Origin of the sequence: Citrobacter sp. U14242, from assembly GCF_046555775.1 — a bacterium.
Lineage (GTDB): Bacteria > Pseudomonadota > Gammaproteobacteria > Enterobacterales > Enterobacteriaceae > Citrobacter.
In genome coordinates, this window is the sequence record NZ_JBKGLW010000004.1 from 211,240 (window position 1) to 236,721 (window position 25,482).

24 protein-coding genes are annotated in these 25,482 nt (G+C 52.3%); 6 read left to right on the forward strand and 18 right to left on the reverse strand.

Annotated features, from left to right (window positions below):
- Position 1: 1 nt before the first annotated feature.
- The 9 genes from ydhT to ttrS all read right to left on the reverse strand — a co-directional run bounded on the left by ydhT (position 2) and on the right by ttrS (position 8,965).
- Positions 2-814, reverse strand: a complete 813-nt coding sequence (gene ydhT / locus ACLJXE_RS08110) for a protein YdhT (RefSeq protein ID WP_286630399.1) — start codon at positions 812-814, stop codon at positions 2-4.
- A gap of 3 nt (positions 815-817) precedes the next feature.
- Positions 818-1,603: a thiosulfate reductase cytochrome B subunit gene (gene phsC / locus ACLJXE_RS08115; protein WP_410750593.1), complete on the reverse strand. Its 786-nt coding sequence runs from the start codon at positions 1,601-1,603 to the stop codon at positions 818-820.
- Complete coding sequence (locus tag ACLJXE_RS08120) at positions 1,600-2,268, reverse strand: 4Fe-4S dicluster domain-containing protein (protein WP_286630401.1); 669 nt, start codon at positions 2,266-2,268, stop codon at positions 1,600-1,602. The genes phsC and ACLJXE_RS08120 overlap by 4 nt, the downstream gene beginning before the upstream one ends.
- A 64-nt stretch (positions 2,269-2,332) precedes the next feature.
- Positions 2,333-3,010, reverse strand: coding sequence for a YdhW family putative oxidoreductase system protein (locus tag ACLJXE_RS08125; protein WP_410750594.1), 678 nt, complete (start codon positions 3,008-3,010; stop codon positions 2,333-2,335).
- A gap of 10 nt (positions 3,011-3,020) precedes the next feature.
- Positions 3,021-5,123, reverse strand: coding sequence for an aldehyde ferredoxin oxidoreductase (locus ACLJXE_RS08130; RefSeq protein ID WP_410750722.1), 2,103 nt, complete (start codon positions 5,121-5,123; stop codon positions 3,021-3,023).
- A 121-nt stretch (positions 5,124-5,244) separates the two neighbouring features.
- Complete coding sequence (locus tag ACLJXE_RS08135; protein WP_005122832.1) at positions 5,245-5,871, reverse strand: ferredoxin-like protein; 627 nt, start codon at positions 5,869-5,871, stop codon at positions 5,245-5,247.
- 499 nt (positions 5,872-6,370) lie between these two features.
- Complete coding sequence (gene fumD, locus ACLJXE_RS08140; RefSeq protein ID WP_003029345.1) at positions 6,371-6,580, reverse strand: fumarate hydratase FumD; 210 nt, start codon at positions 6,578-6,580, stop codon at positions 6,371-6,373.
- A gap of 92 nt (positions 6,581-6,672) precedes the next feature.
- Positions 6,673-7,257 (reverse strand): tetrathionate respiration response regulator TtrR, encoded by a 585-nt coding sequence (gene ttrR / locus ACLJXE_RS08145; protein WP_410750595.1) that lies wholly within the window; start codon positions 7,255-7,257, stop codon positions 6,673-6,675.
- Entirely contained in the window at positions 7,232-8,965 is a 1,734-nt protein-coding gene (ttrS, locus tag ACLJXE_RS08150; protein WP_410750723.1) for a tetrathionate respiration histidine kinase TtrS, read from the reverse strand. The genes ttrR and ttrS overlap by 26 nt, the downstream gene beginning before the upstream one ends.
- A 227-nt stretch (positions 8,966-9,192) precedes the next feature.
- Between ttrS and ttrB the strand changes: the two genes are divergently transcribed.
- From ttrB to ttrA, 3 genes are read left to right on the forward strand one after another with little or no spacing between them, the layout of a single operon-like run.
- A complete protein-coding gene (gene ttrB / locus ACLJXE_RS08155; RefSeq protein ID WP_410750596.1) occupies positions 9,193-9,927 on the forward strand; it encodes a tetrathionate reductase subunit TtrB in 735 nt (244 codons plus the stop codon).
- Positions 9,928-10,953 carry a tetrathionate reductase subunit TtrC gene (gene ttrC, locus ACLJXE_RS08160; protein ID WP_410750597.1) on the forward strand — a complete coding sequence of 342 codons (1,026 nt, stop codon included), beginning with the start codon at positions 9,928-9,930 and terminating at the stop codon, positions 10,951-10,953.
- Positions 10,946-14,011, forward strand: coding sequence for a tetrathionate reductase subunit TtrA (ttrA, locus tag ACLJXE_RS08165; RefSeq protein ID WP_410750598.1), 3,066 nt, complete (start codon positions 10,946-10,948; stop codon positions 14,009-14,011). The genes ttrC and ttrA overlap by 8 nt, the downstream gene beginning before the upstream one ends.
- Positions 14,012-14,088: 77 nt before the next feature.
- Here ttrA and ACLJXE_RS08170 read toward each other — a convergent pair whose 3' ends face one another.
- Genes ACLJXE_RS08170 through ACLJXE_RS08180 form a run of 3 tightly spaced genes read right to left on the reverse strand, consistent with a single transcriptional unit; the run spans position 14,089 to position 16,606 of the window.
- Positions 14,089-14,901 (reverse strand): MetQ/NlpA family ABC transporter substrate-binding protein, encoded by an 813-nt coding sequence (locus tag ACLJXE_RS08170; RefSeq protein WP_286630406.1) that lies wholly within the window; start codon positions 14,899-14,901, stop codon positions 14,089-14,091.
- 21 nt (positions 14,902-14,922) lie between these two features.
- Positions 14,923-15,591: a methionine ABC transporter permease gene (locus ACLJXE_RS08175; protein ID WP_286630407.1), complete on the reverse strand. Its 669-nt coding sequence runs from the start codon at positions 15,589-15,591 to the stop codon at positions 14,923-14,925.
- On the reverse strand, positions 15,584-16,606 hold the full coding sequence (locus ACLJXE_RS08180) for a methionine ABC transporter ATP-binding protein (protein ID WP_410750599.1): 1,023 nt from the start codon (positions 16,604-16,606) through the stop codon (positions 15,584-15,586). The genes ACLJXE_RS08175 and ACLJXE_RS08180 overlap by 8 nt, the downstream gene beginning before the upstream one ends.
- A gap of 376 nt (positions 16,607-16,982) precedes the next feature.
- Between ACLJXE_RS08180 and ACLJXE_RS08185 the strand changes: the two genes are divergently transcribed.
- The 3 genes from ACLJXE_RS08185 (at position 16,983) to lpp (ending at position 19,141) form a co-directional block, all read left to right on the forward strand.
- A complete protein-coding gene (locus ACLJXE_RS08185) occupies positions 16,983-17,177 on the forward strand; it encodes a hypothetical protein (RefSeq protein ID WP_245163452.1) in 195 nt (64 codons plus the stop codon).
- 7 nt (positions 17,178-17,184) lie between these two features.
- The gene (pykF, locus tag ACLJXE_RS08190; protein WP_137383325.1) at positions 17,185-18,597 is read left to right on the forward strand and encodes a pyruvate kinase PykF; all 1,413 of its coding nucleotides are present in this window, start codon (positions 17,185-17,187) and stop codon (positions 18,595-18,597) included.
- 307 nt (positions 18,598-18,904) lie between these two features.
- A complete protein-coding gene (gene lpp, locus ACLJXE_RS08195; protein ID WP_003029373.1) occupies positions 18,905-19,141 on the forward strand; it encodes a murein lipoprotein Lpp in 237 nt (78 codons plus the stop codon).
- 67 nt (positions 19,142-19,208) lie between these two features.
- Here the strand turns inward: lpp and ACLJXE_RS08200 are convergent, their stop codons facing one another.
- The 6 genes from ACLJXE_RS08200 to sufB all read right to left on the reverse strand — a co-directional run bounded on the left by ACLJXE_RS08200 (position 19,209) and on the right by sufB (position 25,479).
- A complete protein-coding gene (locus ACLJXE_RS08200) occupies positions 19,209-20,213 on the reverse strand; it encodes a L,D-transpeptidase family protein (RefSeq protein WP_410750724.1) in 1,005 nt (334 codons plus the stop codon).
- 123 nt (positions 20,214-20,336) lie between these two features.
- Entirely contained in the window at positions 20,337-20,753 is a 417-nt protein-coding gene (gene sufE, locus ACLJXE_RS08205) for a cysteine desulfuration protein SufE (RefSeq protein ID WP_410750600.1), read from the reverse strand.
- Between the two features lie 12 nt (positions 20,754-20,765).
- A complete protein-coding gene (gene sufS, locus ACLJXE_RS08210; protein WP_410750601.1) occupies positions 20,766-21,986 on the reverse strand; it encodes a cysteine desulfurase SufS in 1,221 nt (406 codons plus the stop codon).
- Positions 21,983-23,254 (reverse strand): Fe-S cluster assembly protein SufD, encoded by a 1,272-nt coding sequence (gene sufD, locus ACLJXE_RS08215; RefSeq protein ID WP_410750602.1) that lies wholly within the window; start codon positions 23,252-23,254, stop codon positions 21,983-21,985. Before sufD ends, sufS begins: the two co-directional genes overlap by 4 nt.
- A complete protein-coding gene (sufC, locus tag ACLJXE_RS08220; RefSeq protein ID WP_286630411.1) occupies positions 23,229-23,975 on the reverse strand; it encodes a Fe-S cluster assembly ATPase SufC in 747 nt (248 codons plus the stop codon). The genes sufD and sufC overlap by 26 nt, the downstream gene beginning before the upstream one ends.
- Before the next feature lie 16 nt (positions 23,976-23,991).
- Complete coding sequence (gene sufB / locus ACLJXE_RS08225) at positions 23,992-25,479, reverse strand: Fe-S cluster assembly protein SufB (RefSeq protein ID WP_410750603.1); 1,488 nt, start codon at positions 25,477-25,479, stop codon at positions 23,992-23,994.
- Positions 25,480-25,482: the final 3 nt, after the last annotated feature.

The window sequence follows — 25,482 nt, forward strand, 5'->3', positions numbered from 1 at the left end:
CTCAACATGCCACAAACTGATGGTCTTCGTTGAGCCGATACTTCACCCCTGCACGAATGTTATTCTCCCCCTCAATAGCCACCGCAAAGCGCATTCTCTTACCGTCGTGATAGGCGAGCGCCGCGCATCCGCCGGGGCCGAGGATTATCGAATCGACCACGCCAGTACTGGCAATAACGGTGTTTTCTCCGTTGGCAATGATCTGCACGTTGTCTGCGCAATTGGCGATTTTCGACTCTGCGCCAAAACTGGCTATCTGGGTTAAGTCACCGCTGCAGGCAATACGACTTCTGTCACCCAGCGAACTGATGCGCACCCGCATACCCGTGCTGGCCATTCGTGTACCGCCCCCCACACTACTGATACGTGTGGAATTGCCCGCGATGGCAATACGACCACGCTCACCGGAGCTGGCAACATGGGCGTTATAACCCACACAGCCAATACGTGCGCTGTAGCCTGCACTGGCAATCTGCGCGGCGTACCCGGCGCTGGCGATTTTGATGTTAGCTCCCGCGCTACCTAAGCTGTCGCCATCAGCCGCGCTCGCCAATTGTTTACCGTTGTCGTCTGCCGTCTGCGGGCAGGCAACATTGCCCATCGCACAGATATCCTGCTGGACAAAATTCTCTTCATCCTGCCATCTTGACCAGCCGTATTCCACGAGGCTATTCGCCCAGTCACTGTATCCTTCCTGCTGGAGTGCACGGTGCACCTCCGCATAGCTGCCTCCCTCAGGAAACGCACGCAGAAACCAGCGATACATCACGGGCCCGACGCGCCAGGCCCGTAAGTCACCACGAGTAATCATCATCTCTTAATGCCGGTGATAGCCATCCACCATGCACTTAAAGGTTTCGCCCGGTGTGCGTCCTGTCGTGCAGAGATAAAGATGTCCAAAAATGAAAAACAAGCTCACGATCGCCAGCGCAAAGTGCGCCTGCAGCAACCAGTAACGTACGCCAGGGAACAAATCGCCCACAGCCTGTGGGTACAGGGATAGCAATCCGGAGATCAGCAGTAGCGGCAGCAAACCGTACATCACGCCGACATACGCCGCCTGCTGTAACGGATTGAATTTCGAACGTGTTGATGCCGGGAATGGATGCGCTTCGCCCTGCATAATACCAAACAGGTAGAATCGCGTCTGCCTCTGCGCCCGGCCGATCCAGCCCTGACGCTGAATAATATAATGATGACCGTTCCCCCCAATCAGGTTAATCAGGACAAAACCAATCCAGCAGGCAAGCAGCAAAAAGCCACAGACCTCATGCACAGTCAGCAGGCTTTTCATCACTGGGACACTGACAGCGGTGAAATGGTTTATCAGGCCGCTGGTCAGCAGCAACAGAAATAACAGCGCATTCGACCAGTGCCACAAACGGACAGCTTTTGAGTATAAATAGACCTTCTCTCCGTGTCCTGCAGACGCTTTATTCGCTGAACGAAAGCGCAACATTGCGTGGAGTGCCAGCACCAGCCACATCCCCACCAGCATTAACCCGGCGAAAACCAACCAGACAGGCCAGTAATCCGGCGAAAACATCGGGACGTACTGAGCAAGTTGTGCGTGAAACTGTTCGGCATTCTGCGACGCGTTCATACATTATCCTTTTTAATCAAATGTTGACCGAACCGACGATACAGATGGGGCTTCCCGGCGCCTGCAAGTTGATATTCGTAGTACTTGTTTTCCCGTAACCAGGTCTGAATTTCCGGGCTGTCCTCGCGGCCAAAAATCAACGCATGTTCTGGACAAGAATTGACGCAAATTGGCGGGAAACCTTTCGCCAGGCGTGACTCGGCGCAGAAGTCGCATTTATCCGCCACTTTGGTGTGTGGGTTGAGATAGCGTACCTGATACGGACATGCGCCAATGCAGTAACTGCAGCCGATACAACGAGAGGTGTCGACTCGCACAATCCCGTTTTCATCTCGCCAGGAAGCACCGGTAGGACACACCTCAATACAGGGGGCATCGTCACAATGCTGACAGGACTGACGAAAATAGTGATACAACGTTTCGTTATCGTTATCCGTTACCGGGATATGGGCTATCGATAAACGACTCCCCTGAACAGGAACATGATTCGTTTTCCTGCACGCCCGCGCGCAAATATTACATCCGTTGCACAATGATTCGTCGTGGATCATGACATAACGAACGTCTTTAGTACTCTTCGTACTCGCTAACAGGTTTTGGCCCGGGCCGGTGAAAAAAATCACCGTCCCCATGCCAATGACAAATTTTCGTCGGGTGAAGGACATCGGGTTATCCTCTAATGCTGTGACAGTGATCGTCCACACATTCCATGACATCAACCTGAAAAATTCAGGGGTTCTGATACTGCTCAACCTCAAGCCATTCGCACAGGCCATACGCTTTGCCGTAACTCATAAAGCGCTCGCTAAACAGATAAGGTTCCGCATTCGACGATTCCACAGCGCGTATGTCTGCATAATCAGGATGCGTTTCCATTGCCGTGAGCGCCGCTGTAACCTGCTCAGGTTCAAAGTGGTATGGCGGCTGCGCCAGCATGGCGACCTTATAGGGGCGAGGATACGTTTGGCAGTCAAAACGTACCGCTTCTGCAATGGCACGGCAGATATCATTTTCCACCACCTGCACACACATCTCGGCGTAGTTTGCCGTCATGGTTTGCGTCGAGTAGAAGTAGGTATCCTCTGAGCCCTGGATACAGGTAATATCTGCGTCGGATACGTGCTGACATATCGCGTCCAGCAGCGTAGCCAGGTCACTTTCAGGAACCGAATAAGGTGGCAACAAAAACACACTGCGTGCCACCAGTTGACCTGACGCAGAATGCTGGCGGATAAAATCCGCCACTATCGACTCCGCCGTTACGGGCTCTTCGACCTGCGATGCGTTGCTGGGCTCTATGGCCGGGTGTAACGCCTGTAGCCATTGCCTCTTTTGGCTATCCACCTCATCAGGAAGCGCCATGCACGCTTCCTCATCGGCGACCAGAGCGTTGCTCACGTTAGTCATCTTGCGTTCCTTACGCCGGCAACAGATTGTGTGCAGCCAGGTCGGCTGCCACATCCTCAAGGCCGAGTCGGTGAAGGGTGTCGCGAGTTGGGCAGCCTAACGCCGGGTCCCAGCCCATTTCCTGATAGAACATGGTAAGCGACTGACGCATATCTTCCCGGTCCATCTTGTCGGTCCCTTCGGTAAAGACCGGGATCTTCGGATCTTTATCGAACACCCAGGAGCAGATCAGGTCGTGCTCATTACGCATATCCATGGTTTGCATCAACTTGACTGTATAAGCACGATGCAGGGTAAAAATGCGCTCCGCCGCCAAATCCAGACTAGCCTGAGTCGTTTCATCCCCCGTTACGGCCTGGAAGAATTTCGCTTCCAGATCGAGATCTCCGCGATAGTTTCGACTCTTCAGTGGCGAGACCGTCATTGGCCAGACCCAGTTACACAGCGTAACCGCATTGTGCAGACAGACTTTCAGCAGCGTCCATTTGGCGTATTTGATTTTGGCGGCATTAATCGGGGTGTAGTTTTTGGTTTCATCGTATGCATCCTGTGAACCAAACAGTTCGCCCGCCACTTCGCGCTGTAGCGCCAGCGGTAAACCGGAGCCGATAAAGTTGATATGGGTATGTGTCATACAGTCGCGGTTGAACATACAGTTGGTGATCGCCCCCACCTGCGCCGAGGCTTCGTTCGCATGGTGAACAGGGAAACCAAACGGCGACCACAGTTTATTCTTCGCGTAACCCCAGTACTCTTCGCCTAAATTCCAGCGTTCTGCAATCGCATAGGAGCCATCTGCCAGGTGGCTGAGTTCACCCACGCGGTGCGCCAGTCGATAGTAGAAATCCTTGATAAAGTTCGGATCGCCTGCTTCCAGTTGATCCCAACGGATCTCTGCATACTCTGTTGCAGGTAACACCCGCTTAAAGACGCCTTTGGCGTAGCAGTACGTAAAGTCACGATGTAACTGACCGTAGTTACACCAAATGCCATAATCATCGAACAGGTTCAGGCCAACCAGGTTCCCTACGACGCGCCCATCGTCTTTATCGTCGAAATCTTTCGGCCCATTCGGAAAAATAGTGGTATGTACAAAGTTCGCCACGCAGGTATTCCCGCCGGTACTCGGCACACCAAAGTCTTTCACACGGGGAACATTGAGTTGCGACATACAGCGAATTGGACATGAATGGCAGCCACTCATTTTGACGGTGTACTTCTCAGCGGCCGGGCCGAGATCAAATACGGATTTATGGGTACGAAAACCGACAGTATTCTGGTTTCCCGGCGGAATTTCCCCCGTTTCGATTGGCCCTCCTTCCGCAGCGCCCCAGAACAGCCCTTTGCGAGCCGTCCAGCGCGAATTAGGTGAAGAGTATTCAGCCCAGGCCTGCGGCGTGCTCGGCACAACATGGTTATTGTTGGCGCCGATAAGTTCGGTCATCATGTAGTCATTAAGCCGCTTCATCTCTTTGCGATCGGCAATATTGACCCCTTTGGTCCCTTCTACCGCGATGGCCTTCAGGTTTTTCGACCCCATGATTGCGCCAGTGCCGGCCCCGCCGCTGTGGTTACGGCTGTTAATCATGCAGGAAAGCGGAACGAGATTTTCACCCGCCTGACCAATAGCTGCAACGCACGTTTCCGGACTGGTGATACGGCAAATTTCTTCGGTGGTTGCGCGCGTACCCTTACCCCATATGAAGTCCGCTTTTTCGATGCTGACCTTATCGTCTTTGATGTTGATCCAGACCGGAGAAGGTGATTTCCCTTCGATAATAATGGCGTCGTAACCCGCGAATTTCATTTGTGCGGCAAAGAAACCGCCCATATGGGCATCGACCACTAAATTGCCTTTGGTAAATGTCGATAATGAGGTGATATTGACGCGAGAACTGCAGGGGGCGCCCGAACCGGTTAGCGGCCCGGTCGCGAAAACCAGTTTATTTCCTTCATCAAAAGGTTTGGTGCCTGGCTGGACTTCGTCGTACATAATTTTATAGCCAAAGCCCATCCCACCGACAAATTTCTTAAATTTACTGGAATCTTCAACGGTGATATTACCCGTGGAGAGATTGACCCGTAAAATATTACCTGTCCAACCATTAGCCATCATGTTTTCCTTTGCAAGAAGGTCCGATAGATATACTCGCCACCTTTCAGGCAGTTCTTTTATTCAAAAACTGCAATTTTTCTGGCAATAAATGACGCGTATCAGGCAGCCCTGCTATCCATCAAACAGTAATATCTTTCCACTCAATAATTTTTAATGCCCCAGTCGGACAAGCATTAGCGCATTCCCCGCATAAAACACATTTTGAGGATTTCTTCGTTACGGTATTAACAGTCGCCATCATCCATGGGCAGGCCGTGGTACAGGCACTGCAGCCAATACAGCGTTTATGATCTACGGCAATGCAACCGTCTTCCTGTTTCCAGGTAATTGCGCCAATCGGGCAGACTTTCATGCACTGGGGATCTTTACACTGACGGCAAGTGTCTGCGGTGTAGTTTAAATCGCCGTACAACCCGCCACCGGACCCGACTCCATCATCGCCAAAGAAGTAGTTTCGATGAATTTTGATGCGGGAAAAGAAGGTGCCAACAGCGCCATCGTTATAATTAGTACAGGAAATTTCACAGCGGTGGCAGCCAGTACAGCGGGCTCGTTGAGTCACCAGCACCCCTTTCGGCGTATTGATAAGTCCGACGGTGCCGCTATCGATATCTTCCTGCTTACACCCCAAAAGGGATAGCAGCGCGGGGGCAATAGTTAATCCTGCCAGCCCCTTCCCTGATATACGCAGAAACTCAAGCCGCGTTAAACCACAATCTAAAAATGGACGATCAACCTGGTTCATTTATTTCGCATCCTCTTCGCAAACGCTGTAGTAGCAACAGATCCAGGCTAATTTTAATGAATGCAGATCAGGTCAAATCGGCCATAAATGTTGCCAACAACACGTGAATTTTTGCCCTAACCTGATCGCACAGATGACGGTGGTTAAACTGAATCAATCCATACCCTAAACACGGGTATAATCCTTTAGGGTTAGGCGGATAAATAATGTGGTTATTCCCCCCCTGTAACCTTGATCGTTATCAATTAAAAATCGGAAGGGAAATAATTAATGTGGAGTGATATTTATTATCATTAAGCGAGATTGAAATAATATTTCATATGCACGATAAATATTTGGGAGTACAATCACAAATACCGTGTTATATACCACTCGATATATAATGAAATATATAACGAAATTTGTAATTTTAGTGACCAAACTAAATTATATTTATTGGAAGATAACGAAGATTAAAATAAGAGGACGGCAGAATATTTCTACCGACCTCTTTTATGGATTAACCGGCCAATGCTTTGATCACCGTCTCAATAGCCTGTTTTTCTAACTCACTGCGCTTCACACGCTGATTGGCGAGGGTTGTTCTCAGTACACCAGCAATGACGATATGCTTAGGCTCTTGCCCCAGATCGCGCATTTCCAGCACTACTTTACCGACTACTCTGCACATCTCGCGGTACAGCTCGTCGTCTTTGGTCTGATTTCCCATATTCACCCGCTCGTCATTAACTCAAACCCACAGCATATATCACTCTGGTGAATTAGACAAAATCCAATGAAAATCAAACAAATGTCACAATTTCACTGGATCCGCTGAAGTCGATTTACCAGCCCGGCAAGGCTTCCGGCCTGCATTTTTTCCATCACCCGCGCCCGATGCACTTCAACCGTGCGAACGGCAATATTCATGGCATCGGCTATTTCCCGGTTTATCAATCCCTTTGCAACCAGATTCGCCAGTTCTCGTTCCTTCGGTGTAAGTTGCTGATAGCAAGCAACGATTTCCTGTCGCGAAAAAGCCGCTACCGAGGCCTGCAAAGCATTTTCCAGCGCAGCCTGTAGCGGTGAGGCTGAAACCGGCTTCTGTAAGAAATCAACGGCTCCGCGCTTCATTTGTTCAACCGCCATGGGCACATCACCATGCCCGGTCAGGAATACCACCGCCAGGGTGCTCTCGCGCTGACGCATTGCTTCATGCACGGCATGTCCATCCAGTACCGGCATGCGCATATCCAGCAGCAATACGCCGACCTGGTGCAGATCGGCCTGAGCCAAAAACGCGCCACCCTGCTCCCAGCAATGCACCTCATACCCCATACTTTCCAGTAAAAATGCACAGGCCTGAGTTACAGCTACATCGTCATCCAACAAATGAATTATTGCCACGACGCCCTCCTTCCTGTGTTTGCTTAAATTGTAATGTCACCACGACGCCGGCCAGACCGTCAGGCGCGGGGTGATTTTTGATACTAATATCGCCATTTGCATAGCGAACCAGTCGCTGACAAATGGCCAGCCCGAGTCCCATCCCTTCCTTGCGGGTGGTCATAAAGGGCTGGAATGCCTGATACAGCTGCGCATCGTCGATCCCTCCGGCGTTATCCTGCACCAGGATGCGCACACCATGTTCCTCACTGCACGCTGAGAACCACACCGTTTTAGCCCCCGCCTGGGCCGCGTTTAGTACCAGATTAGCCAGAACCTGCTCCAGCAAAACGGTCGGCAGTGTCACCGTGAGCGAATTGTCGACCTGCGTTTGTAACGCTACCGTCGGGAATTGCTGTGCCATGCGTAATAACTGCCAGACATGATGGATCGCATCATGAACGTTAATGGGCTCCCAGTCATCGGTCATCACCGGATTTCCCTGAGCCTGACTGACCCACTGACGTAAATTGCGTAGCGTATCGGCGCCCCGCTGTGCCTGCACGTCAATCTGTTCAAGGGCGGGTAACAACGGATGCTGCTGATCCTGGCCGCGCAGACGAATCAGGCAGCCCTGTGCATAGTGACGGATAGCCGAAAGCGGCTGGTTGAGTTCATGAGCAAATCCGGATGTCATCTCTCCCAGCACACTCATTTGACGCGCGGTTTCCAGCGCCTGTTCCTGTTTGCGCAACAGCACATTATTACGCTCAAGCAGTCTTCCGCGTCGGCGGACCAACAGCATGACCCAGATGTAATTGAGCGTCAGCAACAACAGGACGATACCCGCCGCCCCCATGACCAGACGATGTTGAATAAACCAGCTTTTAACATCCAGCCAGAGTTGGCGCTGCTGTGGGTGCTGGCGGACATCGCGCAGCAAGGCTTCTACTTCGCGGGTCGAGGCCGGCGCGCCCCAACGAAAGACGGCGTTTTGTGGCGCGTTAAACAGTACCCGCGTCACGCGATCGGCCAGTTCATCACTGACCGCGGGCAATGCAGCAAACGACCAGTCAGGATAGAGCGGCGTGCTGGTTACGCAAGGAATTGACGTTGGATAGGTAATCACGGCCCTAAAGTCCGCTTTGCGGATTAGCCCTTCTTCGTCCATTTTTTCCAGCAGACACACAGGCACAATCACCGCCTGAACCGCTTTTTCGCGTAATAAATACAGCAAGGCATCAGCAGGAAAGCCGGTAAACGTCAGACGTAAATCACGCTCAGGGCGCAAACCAGCATCGCTGAGTGCTTTGTACCCCAACAAATAACCGCCAAATGCCTGGGCATCAATGGCACCTACCGTTTTACCAATCAGATCGTGTGCATTCGCAATCCCACTGTCGCGTCTGACGAGGACAGCACTGCCAATCACGTTGCTGGTTGCCTTTCCGCCACGTGTGGAACGTAATGATGCCAGCCAGCGCAGCGCGGCATGGCTGTTTAGCTGCACGAATTGTGCAGGATTGGTGACCACAAACTGGACTGTTCCACGGTTAACCGCCTCCTGCATCTGCTGAAGATCCAGCGGTTGAATATGAAACTGTTCACCCGGGATTTGCTGATTTAACAGGGTTTCCAGCGGTTGCCAGTGGGTACGTGTAGAGACCTCTCCACGCATCGCCAAAACACCCACATTCCACGAACCTGCCCATGCCACGGTGTTTAGCATCCACACGGAGGCCAATACCGTCAGACATCGAACGACGTTACATCCCACTGAATTATCCCTGTCAATGATGTTGTTTTAGATCAACAACAAGCCGGGTATGTGGTTAACCACAATAGAGCTACCCCCGCCACGATTTTTACACTGTAAATCATTGAGATTCTTTATTCATCACACGCAAATCAACGGCGTGACCAATGTTTCGTTGTTGCATCGTGACGGGAGAAAATATGGACAGCAGTAAACGGCAGTTTCTCCAGCAACTGGGCGTCCTGACCGCTGGCGCATCACTGGTTCCCCTGGCACAGGCCCAGTTTCCTTTTTCGCCTGAACGGCATGAAGGATCGCCCCAGCACCGCTATGGCATGCTGGTCGATCTGCGTCGGTGTATCGGCTGCCAGGCCTGCACCGTGAGTTGCGCGATTGAAAACCAGACGCCGCAAGGTGAGTTTCGTACCAACGTTAATCAGTATCAGGTGCAACTTGAAGGCCAGCAAAGCGTCACCAACGTCCTGCTGCCGCGCCTGTGCAACCATTGTGATAACCCCCCTTGCGTGCCGGTGTGTCCGGTGCAGGCCACCTTTCAGCGCGAAGATGGCATTGTGGTTGTCGACAACACACGCTGTGTTGGCTGCGCCTACTGTGTGCAGGCCTGCCCATACGATGCACGGTTTATCAACCATGAAACGCAAACCGCCGATAAATGCACTTTTTGCGTTCATCGACTGGAAGCGGGCCTGCTCCCGGCCTGCGTCGAGTCGTGCGTTGGTGGCGCGCGCATCATCGGTGATATCAAAGATCCACACAGCCGGATTTCTCAAATGCTGCATCAACATCATGACGCCATCAAGGTCCTGAAACCGGAAAATGGCACCTCGCCACACGTGTTCTATCTGGGCCTGGATGAGGCCTTTGTAACACCATTAATGGGGCGTGCCCAGCCCGCGCTTTGGCAGGAGGTTTAAATGAACCCTACCCTGATTATCGAAGAGGTTCTGACGCATCCACAGGACGTAAGCTGGTTACCCTGGGCGGTGCAATATTTCTTTTTTATCGGCATTGCCGCCTGCGCCGCACTGTTTGCCTGCGTGCTCCACTGGCGCAAAAAGGAGAGGCCGGAGTTAGAAAACCTCACGCTGCTGGTCGCCCTGACCTGCGCGATTACCGCGCCGTTGGCACTGACGGCTGATTTACACCAGACGGCACGCGTCTGGCATTTCTATGCCTGGCCGACACCGTGGTCATGGATGCCGTGGGGGGCGCTATTTTTACCGCTGTTCACCGGGTTTTTAGGGTTATGGTTTATCGCACAGCACGTTAAGCGATTAACCGCGAAAAGTTACAGCGTCACAAAATGGTTAGCCGTGGGAAGTGCGCTGTCGGCCATTGGACTGTTGGTCTATACCGGTCGCGAGGTCTCTATTGTCGAGGCGCGTCCGATCTGGTTCAGCTACGCCTTCCCGGTAGCGATGTTCCTCAGTGCCCTGCAAACGTTCCTTGCCCTGCTTATCGCCACGGTGAAAAACGCAGGGACAACATTACCGCGCAAGCTGGCATGGGGGCAGATTGTCACGCTGTGCGCACTGGCTATCGTAGTGGTGATGTGGGCAAGTGGCGACACGCTATCGGGGTCAGCGATTCGCCAGTGGCTGGATGTAGCGACTTCTGCGCGGCATTACGCCATCGGTTGGATTGCACTTTGGGTTACCTCACTGGGCCTTTGCGCCCTGGTGTTACGCCATCCGTTATCACTGCCATTACGTATTTTGCTGGCAATAAGTGCAATGGCATTGTGCTGGCTGATGCGCTGGACATTACTCATTCAGGTACAGACCGTGCCGAAATATAACGCCCAGTTTAACCCCTATACCCTGCCCGGTGGCACTGATGGCTGGCTGGCTATTCTTGGCACTTTTGGCCTGTGGGTCGCACTGATCATTATGGTTCGTGAAGCCCTGAACGCGATCGCAAGGAGAATGCAACATGGCTAATTTAACCCGTCGTCAGTGGCTTAAAGTGGGCCTTGCCGTAGGTGGTATGGTAACTTTTGGTCTGAGTTATCGGGATGTGGCAAAGCGTGCGATTGATGGTTTGCTGAACGGAACCTCGGGCAAAATTACCCGCGACCGTATCTTTGGTAACGCCCTTATCCCCGAAGCCAATGCCCAACCGCGCTGGCAGCAGAACCCGCAGCAGGTGATCTCCATGACGCAGTGCTTCGGCTGCTGGACGCAATGTGGCGTGCGTGTCCGTGTTGATAACGAACAAGGCAAAGTATTGCGTATTGCGGGCAACCCGTACCATCCACTATCTCACGAACACCACATTGACTCCTCGGTTCCCTTTGCCACTGCGATGGAACAACTGGCGGGTGAAACCGGCCTCGATGCCCGCTCCACCGCCTGTGCTCGCGGTGCGACGTTACTTGAAGGCCTGTACAGCCCACTGCGTATTCTGGATCCAATGAAACGCGTGGGTAAACGTGGGGAAGGCAAATGGCAGCGCATCAGCTTTGAGCAACTGATCAAAGAAGTGGTGGAAGGCGGCGATCTGTTTGGCGAAGGCCACGTTGACGGTCTGCGAGCGATCCACGATCCCGATACACCGATTGATGCCCGACACCCCGGTTTCGGCCCAAAATCCAATCAGCTACTGGTCACTAATACCAGTGATGAAGGACGTGATACATTTTTGCGTCGCTTTGCTCTGAACAGTTTCGGCAGCAAAAACTTTGGTGCACATGGTGCGTACTGTGGTCTGGCTTATCGCGCCGGATCTGGCGCGTTGATGGGCGATCTGGATAAAAATACCCACGTAAAACCCGACTGGGATAATGTCGAATTTGCGTTGTTTATGGGGACGTCTCCAGCACAATCCGGCAACCCGTTTAAGCGCCAGGCTCGCCAGCTCGCCAGTGCCCGTTTACGTGATGACTTCCGCTATGTTGTGGTCGCACCAGCCCTGCCGCTAACGACAGTGCTTGCCGACGATCGTGGGCACTGGCAGCCCGTACGCCCAGGGACGGACTCCGCACTGGCAATGGGGATGATCCGCTGGATAATCGAAAAGCAGCGCTATAACGCTGATTACCTGGCTGTTCCTGACGTACAGGCCATGAAGCAGGCCGGGGAAAAAAGCTGGACCAACGCCACCCATCTGGTCATTACCGATGAAATTCCAACGCTCGCCGGTCAGCATTTAACGCTGGCGCATTTACGCGCAGACGGCGCCAACGAACCAACAGTCATTAACGAAGCCGGCGAGATCGTCGCCGCCAGCAGTTGCCAACGTGCCCAGCTGTTCATCTCCCGTGAAGTCACGCTGGCCGGGGGGCAAACCGTCACGGTAAAAAGTGGCTTCCAGTGTCTGAAAGCGTCCGCTGAGAAACTGTCAATGGCGCAATACAGCCAGCAGTGTGGCGTTTCTGAGGCAGACATTGGCGCGCTGGCCGATGCGTTCACTCGTCACGGACGGAAAGCGGCAGTGATCACCCACGGCGGGATGATGGCAGGTAACGGTTTTTATAATGCCTGGTCGGTGATGATGCTCAATGCGTTGATCGGGAACCTGAGCCTCGAAGGCGGCGTGTTCGTCGGCGGCGGTAAGTTCAACGGTGCAACTGACGGCCCGCGCTACAATATGGACAGTTTTGCCGGGAAGGTGAAACCTAAAGGTCTGAGCATCGCCCGCAGCAAGACAGCCTATGAGTCTTCCGAAGAGTACCGCAACAAAGTCGCCGCCGGGCAATCGCCCTTCCCGGCCAAAGCCCCCTGGTATCCGTTTGTCGCAGGCCAGCTTACCGAATTACTGGTTTCAGCACTGGAAGGTTATCCGTATCCGCTAAAGGCCTGGATCTCCAACATGACCAACCCGTTTTATGGGATTGCGGGCTTACGCGGTGTGGCAGAAGAAAAGCTAAAAGACCCTGCGCGTTTGCCGCTGTTTATCGCTATTGATGCGTTCATGAACGAAACAACCGCACTTGCGGATTACATCGTACCGGACACGCATAACTTTGAAAGCTGGGGATTCAGCGCCCCATGGGCCGGTGTCGCCAGTAAAGCCACCACCGCCCGCTGGCCTGTCGTTGCGCCTGCCACCAGCAGGACCGCCGACGGTCAACCGGTATCCATGGAGTCGTTCTGCATCGCGGTGGCAAAACGCATTGGCCTCCCCGGTTTTGGTGACAATGCCATTACCGACCCGCAGGGGAACCCGTATCCGCTTAACCGCGCCGAAGATTATTATCTGCGACTTGCCGCCAACATTGCCTTTATGGGCAAAGCGCCGGTTGCAGAGGCACGGGAAGATGATATCGCACTGACCGGGGTGCAACGAATCTTGCCGGTAATGACCCAAACGTTAAAAGCCGATGAGGTGAGTCGCGTGGCGTTTATCTATTCGCGCGGTGGCCGTTTTGCACCAGACAACAGTGGTCGGGTCGATAACCGCGTCGGCAATGCGTGGGAAAAACCGTTGCAAATATGGAATGCGGATGTCGCTGCACACCGTCATGCGATTACCGGCGAACGCTACAGCGGCTGTCCGGCCTGGTATCCTTCGCGGCTTTCTGACGGGCGTTCAGTAGAGGAACTATTCCCTGAGCAGGAATGGCCGCTGAAGTTGATTTCATTTAAATCGAATACCATGTCCAGCGCGTCGGCCGTGATCCCTCGGCTGCATCATCTTAAGCCGGTCAATCTGGTGGCGCTTAACCCGCAGGACGGCAAGCGCTATGGTTTATCTCACGGCGATACCGTTCGCATCACCACGCCGGGTGGGCAGGTTGAAGCGCAAATCAGCTTACTGCATGGCGTAATGCCAGGGGTAATCGCGATTGAGCATGGCTATGGACATAAGGAGATGGGCGCTGCGCAGCATACGCTCGACGGTGAGCCGATGCCGTTTGATAAAAAGATAAAGTCGGGAATCAATATCAACGATCTGGGTTTTGCGGATCCGACACGAAAGGTTGCCAACACCTGGCTGGATTGGGTTTCAGGAGCCGCTGTGCGTCAGGGGTTGCCAGCGAGGCTTGAACGAGTGTAACGCGGGTGCCGGATGACAACGCTAACGCGTTTTACCCGGCCTACAGGACAACGTAGGCCGGGTAAGCCAAAAACGGATCAGTTATTAACCGGAATAACCGCGCCTTTATATTTGGTGCGGATCCAGTCCTGGATCTCTTTTGAGTGCAGCACATCAACCAGTGCCACGATATCCTTTTTCTTCTCATCACCGCGATGAACGGTAATGATATTGGCATACGGGTTGTTTTCACCGCTTTCTACGGCAATCGGATCTTTCACCGGATCCAGCCCGGCGTCGATTGCGTAGTTGGCGTTAATCACAACCGCATCCCCTTCTTCATTGTTATACATCTGCGGTAACAGCGCTGCTTCAACGTTAGGTAAGAACTTCAGCTTTTTCGGGTTCTCTACGATGTCGCTAATGCGCGCCGTCACTTTATCCACACCCGGCTTCAGCTTGATCACGCCCTCTTTTTCAAAAATCGACAGAATACGACCTTCTTCAGATACCGCATCACGCATGATCACCTTGCCACCTTCCGGCAGATCCTTCAGTGACTTCACCTTTTTCGAATAGATACCAATCGGCTCGATATGAATCGCCCCTGCGCTGACGAAATCGTAGGATTTGTCGCCAGCATGATCTTTAATCACGCTATTCAGGTACGGGATATGCTGGAAATAGTTTGCATCAATCTCACGACCCGCCAGGGCGGTGTTCGGCAGAATGTAGTCCTGGAATGGTTTAATCTCCAGGTCTATCCCTTGCTTCGCCAGAATCGGCCTGGCCTGCTCAAGGATCTCCGCATGGGGTACGTTTGACGCGCCAACGGTCAGCGTATCAGCCCAGGAAGCAAAGCTCAGGGCGCTTAAGGTTGCTGCTGCGAGTAATGTCAGTGATTTTTTCATGATGATGGTTTCCGTATTTTATTAGCGTTTATCTAACAGAGAGGTGATCACATCGCCGCAAAGCTGAATGATGAAGACGATGAGCAGAATCGTTACCGTCGCCACCAGCGTGACGTCGCTGTGGTTGCGCTGGAATCCTTCCAGATAAGCCAGGTTCCCTAAACCACCGGCACCAATCACCCCCGCCATCGCGCTGTAGCTAACCAGTGCAATCAGCGTCACGGTGATCCCGGACACCAGAGCGGGTGAGGATTCCGGCAGTAAAACCCGAAAAACAAGCGTAGTCAGACGTGCGCCCATCGAGCGCGTCGCTTCAATAACGCCTTTATCTACTTCACGCAGGGCGATTTCGACCAGGCGTGCGTAAAAAGGTGCAGCCCCCACAATCAACGCGGGCAACGCGGCATTCGCACCGAGAATGGTGCCAACGATCGTTTTGGTAAAAGGTATTAGCAACACGATCAGAATGATGAACGGGATCGAGCGGAAAATATTGACCACCAGCGAGATCGCGCTATACAAGGCGCGGTTCTGGAATAGTCCACCGCGAGCGGTCAGGAACAGCGCCAGCCCGAGTGCAATCCCAAGGACAAACGTTGCTGCGCCAGAAAATGCCGTCATATAGAGCGTTTCCTGGGTCGCTGCCAGCAGTTGGTCCCACTTCAGGTGGGGAAACAGATCTTCAGGCATGTTGAATCACCTCGCCTTCAATGTCGCTGTGGCGCAGGTCGGCCAGAATATTGTTAAGTTGTTCTTCGCTGGCCACGACGTGCACCCATAGCTGACCGAACACGCCATGCGCAGTTTGCGTCATCTTGCCGTGCAAAATGTTAAACGGCAGGCCATAACGCAGGGTTAATTCTCCAACAACCGGTCGGTGAGTGCGCTGCCCGGTAAAGGTTAACTTGATCACGACACCGCCCAGTTCGCTTGCCAATTGCGGATTAAACGCCTCCTCTTCGGTGTATTGGCTCACCTGCCGGACAAACTGTCGGGTAATCGGCTGCAGTGGATGGGTAAAGACAGTCAGTACATCGCCCTCTTCAACCACCCTGCCGTTTTCCATCACCGCTACGCGATCACAGATTTTGCGCACCACATGCATCTCGTGAGTGATCAACACAATGGTCAATTGGAAGCGACGGTTAATATCGAGCAGTAACTCCAGAATCTGGTCGGTAGTTTGCGGATCAAGAGCTGACGTCGCCTCGTCACAGAGCAGTACATCAGGATTATTCGCCAGCGCGCGGGCAATCCCCACACGCTGCTTTTGGCCGCCGCTAAGCTGCGATGGATACGCATTTTCGCGACCGCTCAGACCGACAAGAGTAATCAGCTCAGCCACTCGCGCCTTAATCATCGCTTTCGGCGCACCAGCAATTTGCATAGAGAAAGCGATATTTTCACTGACGGTGCGTGACCACAGTAAATTAAAGTGTTGAAACACCATGCTGATTTTCAACCGTGCCTGCCGCAGCGATTCCCCACGTGCGGCAGAAATATCGTGGCCGTTAATGGTCACGCTGCCGGACGTGGGCTTCTCAAGACCATTCAGCAGGCGAATCAAGGTGCTCTTCCCTGCACCACTGTAGCCAATGATCCCGTAAATCTGCCCCTGCTCAACCGTCAGGTTGACATCATCGACAGCGGTAATGGAAAGCCTGCCTGGCGTAAACACTTTCGAAATATTTTTCAGGACAATCATGTCGTTTGGGTATCCGCTGCTGCTTCGTTGTTATTCTGCTAGTGCTTTTGGCTGTTTAGCAGTATGGATGTCCAAATGAGTGTAATCAGCGAGATGATGTTTTAAAATGAATTAAAACGAATTTGATATAACTTTTAGAAATATGAAGACAGTCGAGCCGGGATGACCGAATAACATTCAACTGAGAGGACCAATGCAGGTTGTTGCGCAACAAACCTCGACGGTGGACAACCTCTTTATCCATACCGATGAACAAATTAGTGAATATTTCCTGTGAAACTGCACAGAACTCTTTTGAAACGCTGTTTCCATTTTCCTTTTTGATAATTTTCAGCGTATAATGCGCGCCAATTGTCTCTTGAATGGTTTCAGCACATTGACCTGTAAAACTCAACGACTACAAAACTCACCATCCCGTTGGGCTGAAACGCAAGCACACATTCCTCTGCACGCTTTATCGATGTCACCTATTCTTAGAGCGAGGCATCACAACTTTCGTAACTCAGGTTTAGCTTTCCATCCGTGCGCGATGGAAGCCAGATTTCCATATCCTTCTCAACTTAAAGACTAAGACTGTCATGAAAAAGACGAAAATTGTTTGCACCATCGGCCCAAAAACCGAATCCGAAGAGATGTTATCCAAAATGCTGGACGCGGGCATGAACGTCATGCGTCTGAACTTCTCCCACGGTGATTATGCAGAACACGGTCAGCGCATCAAGAATTTGCGCAACGTCATGAGCAAAACCGGTAAAAAAGCCGCTATTCTGCTCGACACCAAAGGTCCGGAAATCCGTACCATTAAGCTGGAAGGCGGTAACGACGTTTCTCTGAAAGCGGGCCAGACCTTCACTTTCACTACCGACAAATCTGTTGTGGGCAACAACGAAATTGTTGCTGTTACCTACGAAGGCTTTACTAAAGACCTGTCTGTCGGCAACACCGTACTGGTTGATGATGGCCTGATTGGCATGGAAGTTACCGCTATTGAAGGTAACAAAGTTATCTGTAAAGTGCTGAACAACGGCGATCTGGGCGAAAACAAAGGCGTTAACCTGCCAGGCGTTTCCATTGCCCTGCCAGCACTGGCTGAAAAAGACAAACAGGACCTGATCTTCGGTTGTGAGCAAGGCGTTGACTTCGTTGCGGCATCCTTTATCCGTAAGCGTTCTGACGTCGTTGAAATCCGTGAGCACCTGAAAGCACACGGCGGCGAAAACATCCAGATCATCTCTAAGATTGAAAACCAGGAAGGCCTGAACAACTTCGACGAAATCCTCGAAGCGTCCGACGGCATCATGGTTGCTCGCGGCGACATGGGTGTTGAGATCCCGGTTGAAGAAGTTATCTTCGCGCAGAAGATGATCATCGAGAAATGTATCCGTGCACGTAAGGTCGTTATCACTGCGACCCAGATGCTGGATTCCATGATCAAAAACCCACGTCCGACCCGCGCTGAAGCCGGCGACGTTGCGAACGCCATCCTCGATGGCACCGATGCCGTTATGCTGTCTGGTGAATCCGCGAAAGGTAAATACCCGCTGGAAGCTGTGACCATCATGGCCACCATCTGCGAACGTACCGACCGTGTGATGACCAGCCGTCTGGACTTCAATAATGACAGCCGTAAACTGCGCATCACTGAAGCAGTGTGCCGTGGTGCTGTTGAAACTGCAGAAAAACTGGATGCTCCGCTGATCGTCGTGGCAACCCAGGGCGGTAAATCTGCACGTGCGGTGCGTAAATACTTCCCGGATGCCACCATCCTGGCGCTGACCACCAATGAAACGACCGCTCGCCAACTGGTGCTGAGCAAAGGTGTCGTTGCACAGGTTGTTAAAGAAATCACCTCTACTGATGATTTCTACCGTCTGGGCAAAGAAGTGGCTCTGGAAAGCGGTCTGGCACAGAAAGGCGACGTCGTTGTTATGGTTTCCGGCGCACTGGTTCCGAGCGGCACGACCAATACGGCATCTGTTCACGTGCTGTAATAATTCCATCGCGAATTAATTTGCTTAAAAAGCGCCCTTGCGGCGCTTTTTTATTTTTTTGATAGCCACGATGAATAAAAAATCAAATCGGATTTCACTATCTAATCCGAGATTATCTAAGATGAATCCGATGGAAGCTTTCTGTTTTCTCTCGGGTTTTTAGCTGTTTTTGCACAATTCGATGCTTCTTTGAGCGAACGATCAAAAATAAGTGCATTCCCATCAAAAAAATATTCTCAACATAAAAAACTTTGTGTAATACTTGTAACGCTACATGGAGATTAACTCAATCTAGAGGGTATTAATAATGAATCGTACTAAACTGGTACTGGGCGCGGTAATCCTGGGTTCTACTCTGCTGGCAGGTTGCTCCAGCAACGCTAAAATCGATCAGCTGTCTTCTGACGTTCAGACTCTGAACGCTAAAGTTGACCAGCTGAGCAACGACGTGAACGCAATGCGTTCCGACGTTCAGGCTGCTAAAGATGACGCAGCTCGCGCTAACCAGCGTCTGGACAACGCAGCTACTAAATACCGCAAGTAATAGTATCTGTGTAATAAAAATGGCGCACATTGTGCGCCATTTTTTTTGCCCGTGATTTCCTTCCCTGTTACTGCGTTGTGCGCATCTGCGCATCCTCCCCTGGCGCACCGTTCTGCGCTGACTTCACTTCGGGTCCATTGGCAACAACAGGTGTCTGCCCGGCACTTACAGTCACGGGATAACCCGCACGGCGATACAGTGCCCTGTCCACCAGACTATGATCAACGGCTTTACTGTCTTTAAACTGGGTAAAACCTGCTGGTAGCACATAGGGCATGGTCTGAACGTTTTGTTCCTCTTCCGGTGACAACGGCCTGTGCACCTCAACATAGCGCATACCATTTGGCTCAACGGCGTACTTTATCGGCTCGTTGATCACTCTGACAGGCGTACCGGGTCGCACCTGCTCGAACAACGCTTTGATATCCGGCGCGTTCATACGGATACATCCAGAGCTTACGCGCAGACCAACACTGTCAGGAGCACTGGTCCCATGGATAAGGTATTCACCATTTCCATGCGCCAGACGCAATGCAAAGCGTCCTAACGGGTTATTTGGCCCCGCAGGCACTACCGGCGGTAATGTTATGCCGCGCTCCAGAGAGCGCTTACGGATGCCCGGTGTAGGCGTCCAGGTCGGGTTGGGTATTTTTTGCCCTACACGGGTTTCCATCACCGGTGTTTCCAGCCCCTGCAAACCAATGCCAATGGGGAATACCTGAACCTTATTTTCTCCCGGCGGGAAGTAATACAAACGCAGTTCCGCCAGATTCACAATAATGCCTTCGCGTGGCACATCCGGTAGCAATAATTGCGAGGGAATGGTGATCAGGGTTCCAGGCCTGGGTACGGGGGCTATGGTGTTATTTGCTTCAAGGATCAGCATTGCAGCGGTGTCAAAACGCCGGGCTATCGCCTGGAGATTCTTATCACCTTCCTGCACGGTGTATGTTTGATTTTGCCCAACAAGACGGCTATTCGCCGGAGGCAACGGATAATCGACCGCCCAAGCGGTCTGTATAGCGCTGTAAGCGCCGATCAGCATTAACGTAATAATAGACGCGCGTTTCATACTCACTCACCCCCCTGGCGTTATTGCCGGATGACGGCAAGCGTCCGATCCGGCCTACGAGTCATTGCGGTGCCTTTCACGGAATCATTCCAGTCAGCCTGAAAGATGACGTGTTTTATCAGTTTAGCTAAGAGTTGCGGCTTTGGTGCGGATCGCCCGTATCATCGCTTCCAGCCCCTGTGAACGTGAAGGTGTGAGATGCTGTGCGAGCGCCATTTTTTCGAACCACGGACGCACATCAAAATTCACAATATCCTGAGCCGTCATCCGGTCATACAAAATGAAAACGACGGCGATAAGTCCTTTCACAATTGCCGCATCACTGTCGCCCTGTAATTCCATAATACCTTCAGCATTCTGCCGCATAACAATCCATACCTGACTTTGACATCCCTGAATGCTATTTTCCGGGCAGCGATCGTCGGCATTTAATTCCGGCAGCCGCTGACCCAGTTCAATGATGTACAGGTATTTCTCTTCCCAATTAGCGCAACGCAGAAAATTACGCAACAGTTTTTCTTTATCCGGTAGCGCAGCCATAATGCCTCCCTGTTATCCCAACAAGTGATGAATACGCTTGAGTCCCGTCACCAGGCGATCCACTTCTTCATGGGTGTTATACATGGCAATGGAAGCCCGACACATAGCGGGAACGTTATAATAAGCCATCAACGGCATAGCACAGTGATGTCCCGTGCGAACGGCAATGCCATAGTTATCAAGAAAGCTACCGACGTCATACGCGTGATGTTTGCCAAGGTTAAAGGCGATCACGCCTAAACGATTCTCCGGGCCGTAGAGCGTCAAATCAGGGACCTCCGCCAGTTGCTCCAACGCATAACGCATCATGAACTGCTCATATTCACTGATTTCTGCCAGCCCCAGCGCGCTAACATATTCAATGGCCGCCCCCAGACCGATAATCCCTCCGGTGTTCGGCGTTCCGGCTTCAAAACGCCAGGGGGCTTTGGCCCACGTCGTTCCCTGGCTCAGACTGACGGTTGCTATCATCGAGCCACCGCCTTCCCACGGCGGCATTTCCTGCAGCAGCGATTCTCTGGCATACAGCACGCCAATGCCGGTGGGTCCATAAAGCTTATGTCCGGAGAAAACATAAAAGTCACAATCCAGTGCCTGCACATCCACCGGGTGGTGCATGACCGCCTGCGCGCCATCTACCAGCACTTTTGCGCCGTACTGATGCGCCAGCGCGATCATCTCCGGCAGCGGGTTTTCCGTGCCCAGGACATTCGATACGTGAGTAATGGCCAGCAGTTGAGTGCGGTCATCAAACAGCGTCGGCAACGTTTCCAGTTGCAACGTCCCGTCGGCATTCAGTGGGATAACGCGCAGTTCCGCACCTACACGGGCGCACAGCATCTGCCAGGGGACAATATTGGCGTGGTGTTCCATTTCACTGATGATGATGTTATCCCCAGCCCGTACGTTGCCGGTTCCCCAGCTGTTCGCCACCAGGTTGATACCCTCCGTCGTACCGCGGACAAACACCAGCTCTTCGGCTGAACGCGCGTTAATAAACAATGACGCCAGCTTGCGGACATTCTCCATTTTTTCCGTAGCCTGGGCGCTGAGCGTATGAATACCCCGATGGACTGCCGCATAGCCATGCCGATAAAACTCAGCCTCGGCATCAATCACCTGGTTGGGTTTTTGCGCACTGGCAGCACTGTCGAGGTAAGCCAGCGGTAAGCCGTTGACCTCACGCGTCAGGACCGGAAAGTCCGCCCGTACTTTTTCAATGGGAAATGTCATGCTACGCCTCCCGGCAGACGTTGGGCTATCCGCGCCAGTACCTGTTGTTTCAGCGTTTCATCGCTCAGAGCTTCCGTCAGCTCAGCGGCAAACGCGTAGAGAATCATCTGTTGGGCATCCTGCTGGCCAATCCCACGTGAACGCAGATAGAACATCTGTTCATCGTCGATCCGCCCTACCGTCGCCCCGTGGCTGCATTTCACGTCATCAGCGTAGATTTCCAGTTGCGGCTTGGTATCCACTTCTGCCAGTTTACCGAGCAGTAAATTATTGTTCGTCATCTGGCCATCAGTTTTAATGGCATGCTGCGCCACGTTAATCAGGCCATTAAACACCGCACGGCCTTTATCGCTGACAATCGTTTTATGTAGCTGGCGGCTGTTGCAATACCCTTTATGGTGTGCAAGCCAGGTTCGGGTATCGCAAACCTCATTTTTCACCGGCATCGCCAGGCTGTTAAGGCGCAGCGTGCTGTTCTCCCCATTAAGCTGGGTACTGGTGTTATGGCGTAATACCGCACCACCGAGTAAGAAGCTGTAGCTCACCGCCGTCGCATCTGCTCCTAACTGGATATCGTTATGCGCGAAATGGTGGCTAACCGGATTCTCAAACGCCAGTTTGATATGGTGCAGATGCGCATTTGCCGCCACGTTCATCGTTAAGCGTGCACCAGTAAAATGTCGATGCGCATTCAGGCTAACATAGTGCTCAATGACGGTAGCTTCTGCGCCTTCAGCCAGTTCAAGATGGTGGCGATAGTGCGCAGTATTCACCTCATCACCCGCCAGTCCCTGGGTGATGTGCATCAACAGCAGCGGTTTCGCCGGATGTTGATGACGTTTAACCTGAATGCGGGTGACGCTGCGTGAGAGGCTTTCGGTCAGATGCAGAAACACCTCTGGCTGGATAGCCGCAGGAAGTGCCTGATGCGCATCATCAACGGTAATGTCAAAGCCGCTACCGTCAATGCTGTCGCTAAGCGCCTCGCAAAACTGACCGTCAACAAACACCAGACGTAGGGCATCAATAGCGCAGCTCAGTGCGTCACACTGTGCTGAAGTTATTGCAGAAAAACGACTGACAAACTGGCTGTTGGTTAACCCTTCCAGCGGCGTATATTTCCAGTCCTCATGTTTACGCGTCGGCAACCCCAGACGCAACATCTGTTGCAGGTGTTGTTGCGCATGCTGTGAGCGACGCTCACCCTGCGCTTCAAACAGATGATGCCACTGCTGGAGCGCGTTACTGCTGTTCACTGAGCCAGCCATACCCTTGCTCCTCCAGCTGTTTAACCAGCGTAAAATCACCAGACTTCACAATGCGCCCCTGGTAGAGAACGTGGACGTAATCGGGTTTGATATAGTCGAGGATTCGCTGGTAGTGGGTGACAATAACAAACGAACGCTTTCCGTCACGCAATGCGTTCACGCCATCTGCCACGATTTTCAGCGCATCGATATCCAGACCAGAGTCAGACTCATCAAGAATGCACAGCTGTGGTTCCAGTACCGCCATTTGCAGAATGTCATTACGTTTTTTCTCACCACCGGAGAAACCCACATTCACGGAGCGGGTGAGCAAATCTGCCGGCATCTTCAGCAACGCAATCTTCTCTTCCATCAGGTCCTGGAAGTCAAACCTGTCCAGCGACTCTTCGCCACGGTAACTGCGCACGGCATTCAGTGCCGTTTGCAGGAAAAACTGATTGCTGACGCCGGGGATCTCCACTGGATACTGAAACGCCATAAAGATACCTTCACCGGCCCGGTCTTCCGGTGACAGTTCCAGCAAGTTCTTACCGTTAAATTCAACCGTCCCGCCAGTGACTTCATAATCTTCTCGTCCGGCGAGTGTCGCAGACAACGTGCTTTTCCCGGAACCGTTCGGCCCCATAATGGCGTGTACTTCCCCGGGGCGAATCTCAAGACTCAGCCCACGCAGGATCGCCTTTTCTTCCACACTGACCTGTAAATCTTTAATGCTTAACATGTGCTTTCCTTAAATTTTAGCCGACGCTGTGTTCAAGACTTATGGCGAGAAGTTTTTGCGCTTCCACAGCGAATTCCAGCGGCAGCTCAGAGAACACGTCTTTACAGAAGCCATTGACGATCATTGAGATAGCATCTTCTTCGCTGATGCCTCGTTGCAGGCAGTAGAACAGCTGGTCTTCACCAATGCGCGAGGTCGTCGCTTCGTGTTCAAGCTGAGCGCTGTTGTTACGACACTCAACATACGGGAAGGTATGCGCCCCACAGTCCGCACCAATCAACATGGAGTCACATTGGGTGTAGTTACGGGCGTTAGTCGCGGTAGGCATAATTTTCACTAAGCCACGATAGCTGTTCTGGCTATGTCCGGCGGAAATCCCTTTCGAGATAATGGTCGATTTCGTGTTCTTGCCGATATGAATCATTTTGGTGCCGGTATCAGCCTGCTGATGCCCGCTGGTCAGCGCAACGGAATAGAATTCACCGATCGAATTATCACCGCGCAGAATACAGCTCGGGTATTTCCAGGTAATGGCTGAACCGGTCTCTGACTGCGTCCATGACATTTTGCTGTTTTCACCGTCACACAGCGCACGTTTGGTCACGAAATTCAGGATGCCGCCGGTATTGCCATCGCCGGGGAACCAGTTTTGTACCGTTGAATACTTCACTTCAGCATCTTTATGGATGATCACCTCAACCACTGCCGCATGCAGCTGGTAACTGTCACGTACCGGAGCCGAACAACCTTCGATATAACTGACGTAACTCCCCTCATCCGCCACCAGAATTGTGCGTTCAAACTGTCCGGTTTTTTCTGCATTGATACGGAAATAGGTCGACAGTTCCATTGGGCAACGCACACCTTTCGGCACATAAATAAACGTGCCGTCCGATGCCACCGCCGCATTCAGCGCGGCAAAGAAATTGTCATTCCCCGGGACGACGGTACCGAGGTATTTTTTTACCAGTTCGGGATGATCGTGGATGGCCTCGCCGAACGAGCAGAAAATAATACCTTGTTCCGCCAGCTTATCGCGGTAGGTCGTTGCGACTGATACCGAATCGAAAATGGCATCCACCGCCACTTCTTTGCCTTCACGGACCGGTACGCCAAGCTGCTCGAACGCGTCTTCAACCTCTTTGCTTAAAAACGCATTTGCGCCCGTTTGCTGAACTGCTCCCGGCTCAGAGGCGCAGGTTTCATCACAGTTGCCGCAAGAAGGCGCAGAGTAATAGCTGTAATCCTGATAGTTCAGTTTGTCATAGTGCGCTTTTAGCCAGTGTGGTTCTTCCATCGTCAGCCACGCTTTAAACGCATTCAGACGGAATTCCAGCATCCAGTCGGGTTCATTTCGTTTTGCCGAAATTGCCCGTACAACCTCTTCGTTGATCCCTTTGGCCAGTTCATCGGTTTTGAGTTGGGTAAAGAACCCCTCTTTGTAGTTGAGGTGCCCGCCAGCCCAGGTGTTGACATCGTCAGTTGCTTCAGTGTTACGAGACATAGT

Coding starts and splice junctions, on each gene's coding strand:
- ydhT (WP_286630399.1), bottom strand. CDS start 814: ATGATGATTACTCGTGGTGACTTACGGGCCTGGCGCGTCGGGCCCGTG.
- ttrA (WP_410750598.1), top strand. CDS start 10,946: ATGGCTAATTTAACCCGTCGTCAGTGGCTTAAAGTGGGCCTTGCCGTA.
- sufS (WP_410750601.1), bottom strand. CDS start 21,986: ATGACATTTCCCATTGAAAAAGTACGGGCGGACTTTCCGGTCCTGACG.
- lpp (WP_003029373.1), top strand. CDS start 18,905: ATGAATCGTACTAAACTGGTACTGGGCGCGGTAATCCTGGGTTCTACT.
- fumD (WP_003029345.1), bottom strand. CDS start 6,580: ATGGGAAATCAGACCAAAGACGACGAGCTGTACCGCGAGATGTGCAGA.
- ACLJXE_RS08170 (WP_286630406.1), bottom strand. CDS start 14,901: ATGAAAAAATCACTGACATTACTCGCAGCAGCAACCTTAAGCGCCCTG.
- sufE (WP_410750600.1), bottom strand. CDS start 20,753: ATGGCTGCGCTACCGGATAAAGAAAAACTGTTGCGTAATTTTCTGCGT.
- ACLJXE_RS08120 (WP_286630401.1), bottom strand. CDS start 2,268: ATGTCCTTCACCCGACGAAAATTTGTCATTGGCATGGGGACGGTGATT.
- ACLJXE_RS08125 (WP_410750594.1), bottom strand. CDS start 3,010: ATGACTAACGTGAGCAACGCTCTGGTCGCCGATGAGGAAGCGTGCATG.
- ACLJXE_RS08200 (WP_410750724.1), bottom strand. CDS start 20,213: ATGAAACGCGCGTCTATTATTACGTTAATGCTGATCGGCGCTTACAGC.
- ACLJXE_RS08135 (WP_005122832.1), bottom strand. CDS start 5,871: ATGAACCAGGTTGATCGTCCATTTTTAGATTGTGGTTTAACGCGGCTT.
- sufB (WP_410750603.1), bottom strand. CDS start 25,479: ATGTCTCGTAACACTGAAGCAACTGACGATGTCAACACCTGGGCTGGC.
- sufC (WP_286630411.1), bottom strand. CDS start 23,975: ATGTTAAGCATTAAAGATTTACAGGTCAGTGTGGAAGAAAAGGCGATC.
- ttrC (WP_410750597.1), top strand. CDS start 9,928: ATGAACCCTACCCTGATTATCGAAGAGGTTCTGACGCATCCACAGGAC.
- ACLJXE_RS08175 (WP_286630407.1), bottom strand. CDS start 15,591: ATGCCTGAAGATCTGTTTCCCCACCTGAAGTGGGACCAACTGCTGGCA.
- ACLJXE_RS08130 (WP_410750722.1), bottom strand. CDS start 5,123: ATGGCTAATGGTTGGACAGGTAATATTTTACGGGTCAATCTCTCCACG.
- pykF (WP_137383325.1), top strand. CDS start 17,185: ATGAAAAAGACGAAAATTGTTTGCACCATCGGCCCAAAAACCGAATCC.
- sufD (WP_410750602.1), bottom strand. CDS start 23,254: ATGGCTGGCTCAGTGAACAGCAGTAACGCGCTCCAGCAGTGGCATCAT.
- phsC (WP_410750593.1), bottom strand. CDS start 1,603: ATGAACGCGTCGCAGAATGCCGAACAGTTTCACGCACAACTTGCTCAG.
- ttrB (WP_410750596.1), top strand. CDS start 9,193: ATGGACAGCAGTAAACGGCAGTTTCTCCAGCAACTGGGCGTCCTGACC.
- ttrS (WP_410750723.1), bottom strand. CDS start 8,965: ATGCTAAACACCGTGGCATGGGCAGGTTCGTGGAATGTGGGTGTTTTG.
- ACLJXE_RS08180 (WP_410750599.1), bottom strand. CDS start 16,606: ATGATTGTCCTGAAAAATATTTCGAAAGTGTTTACGCCAGGCAGGCTT.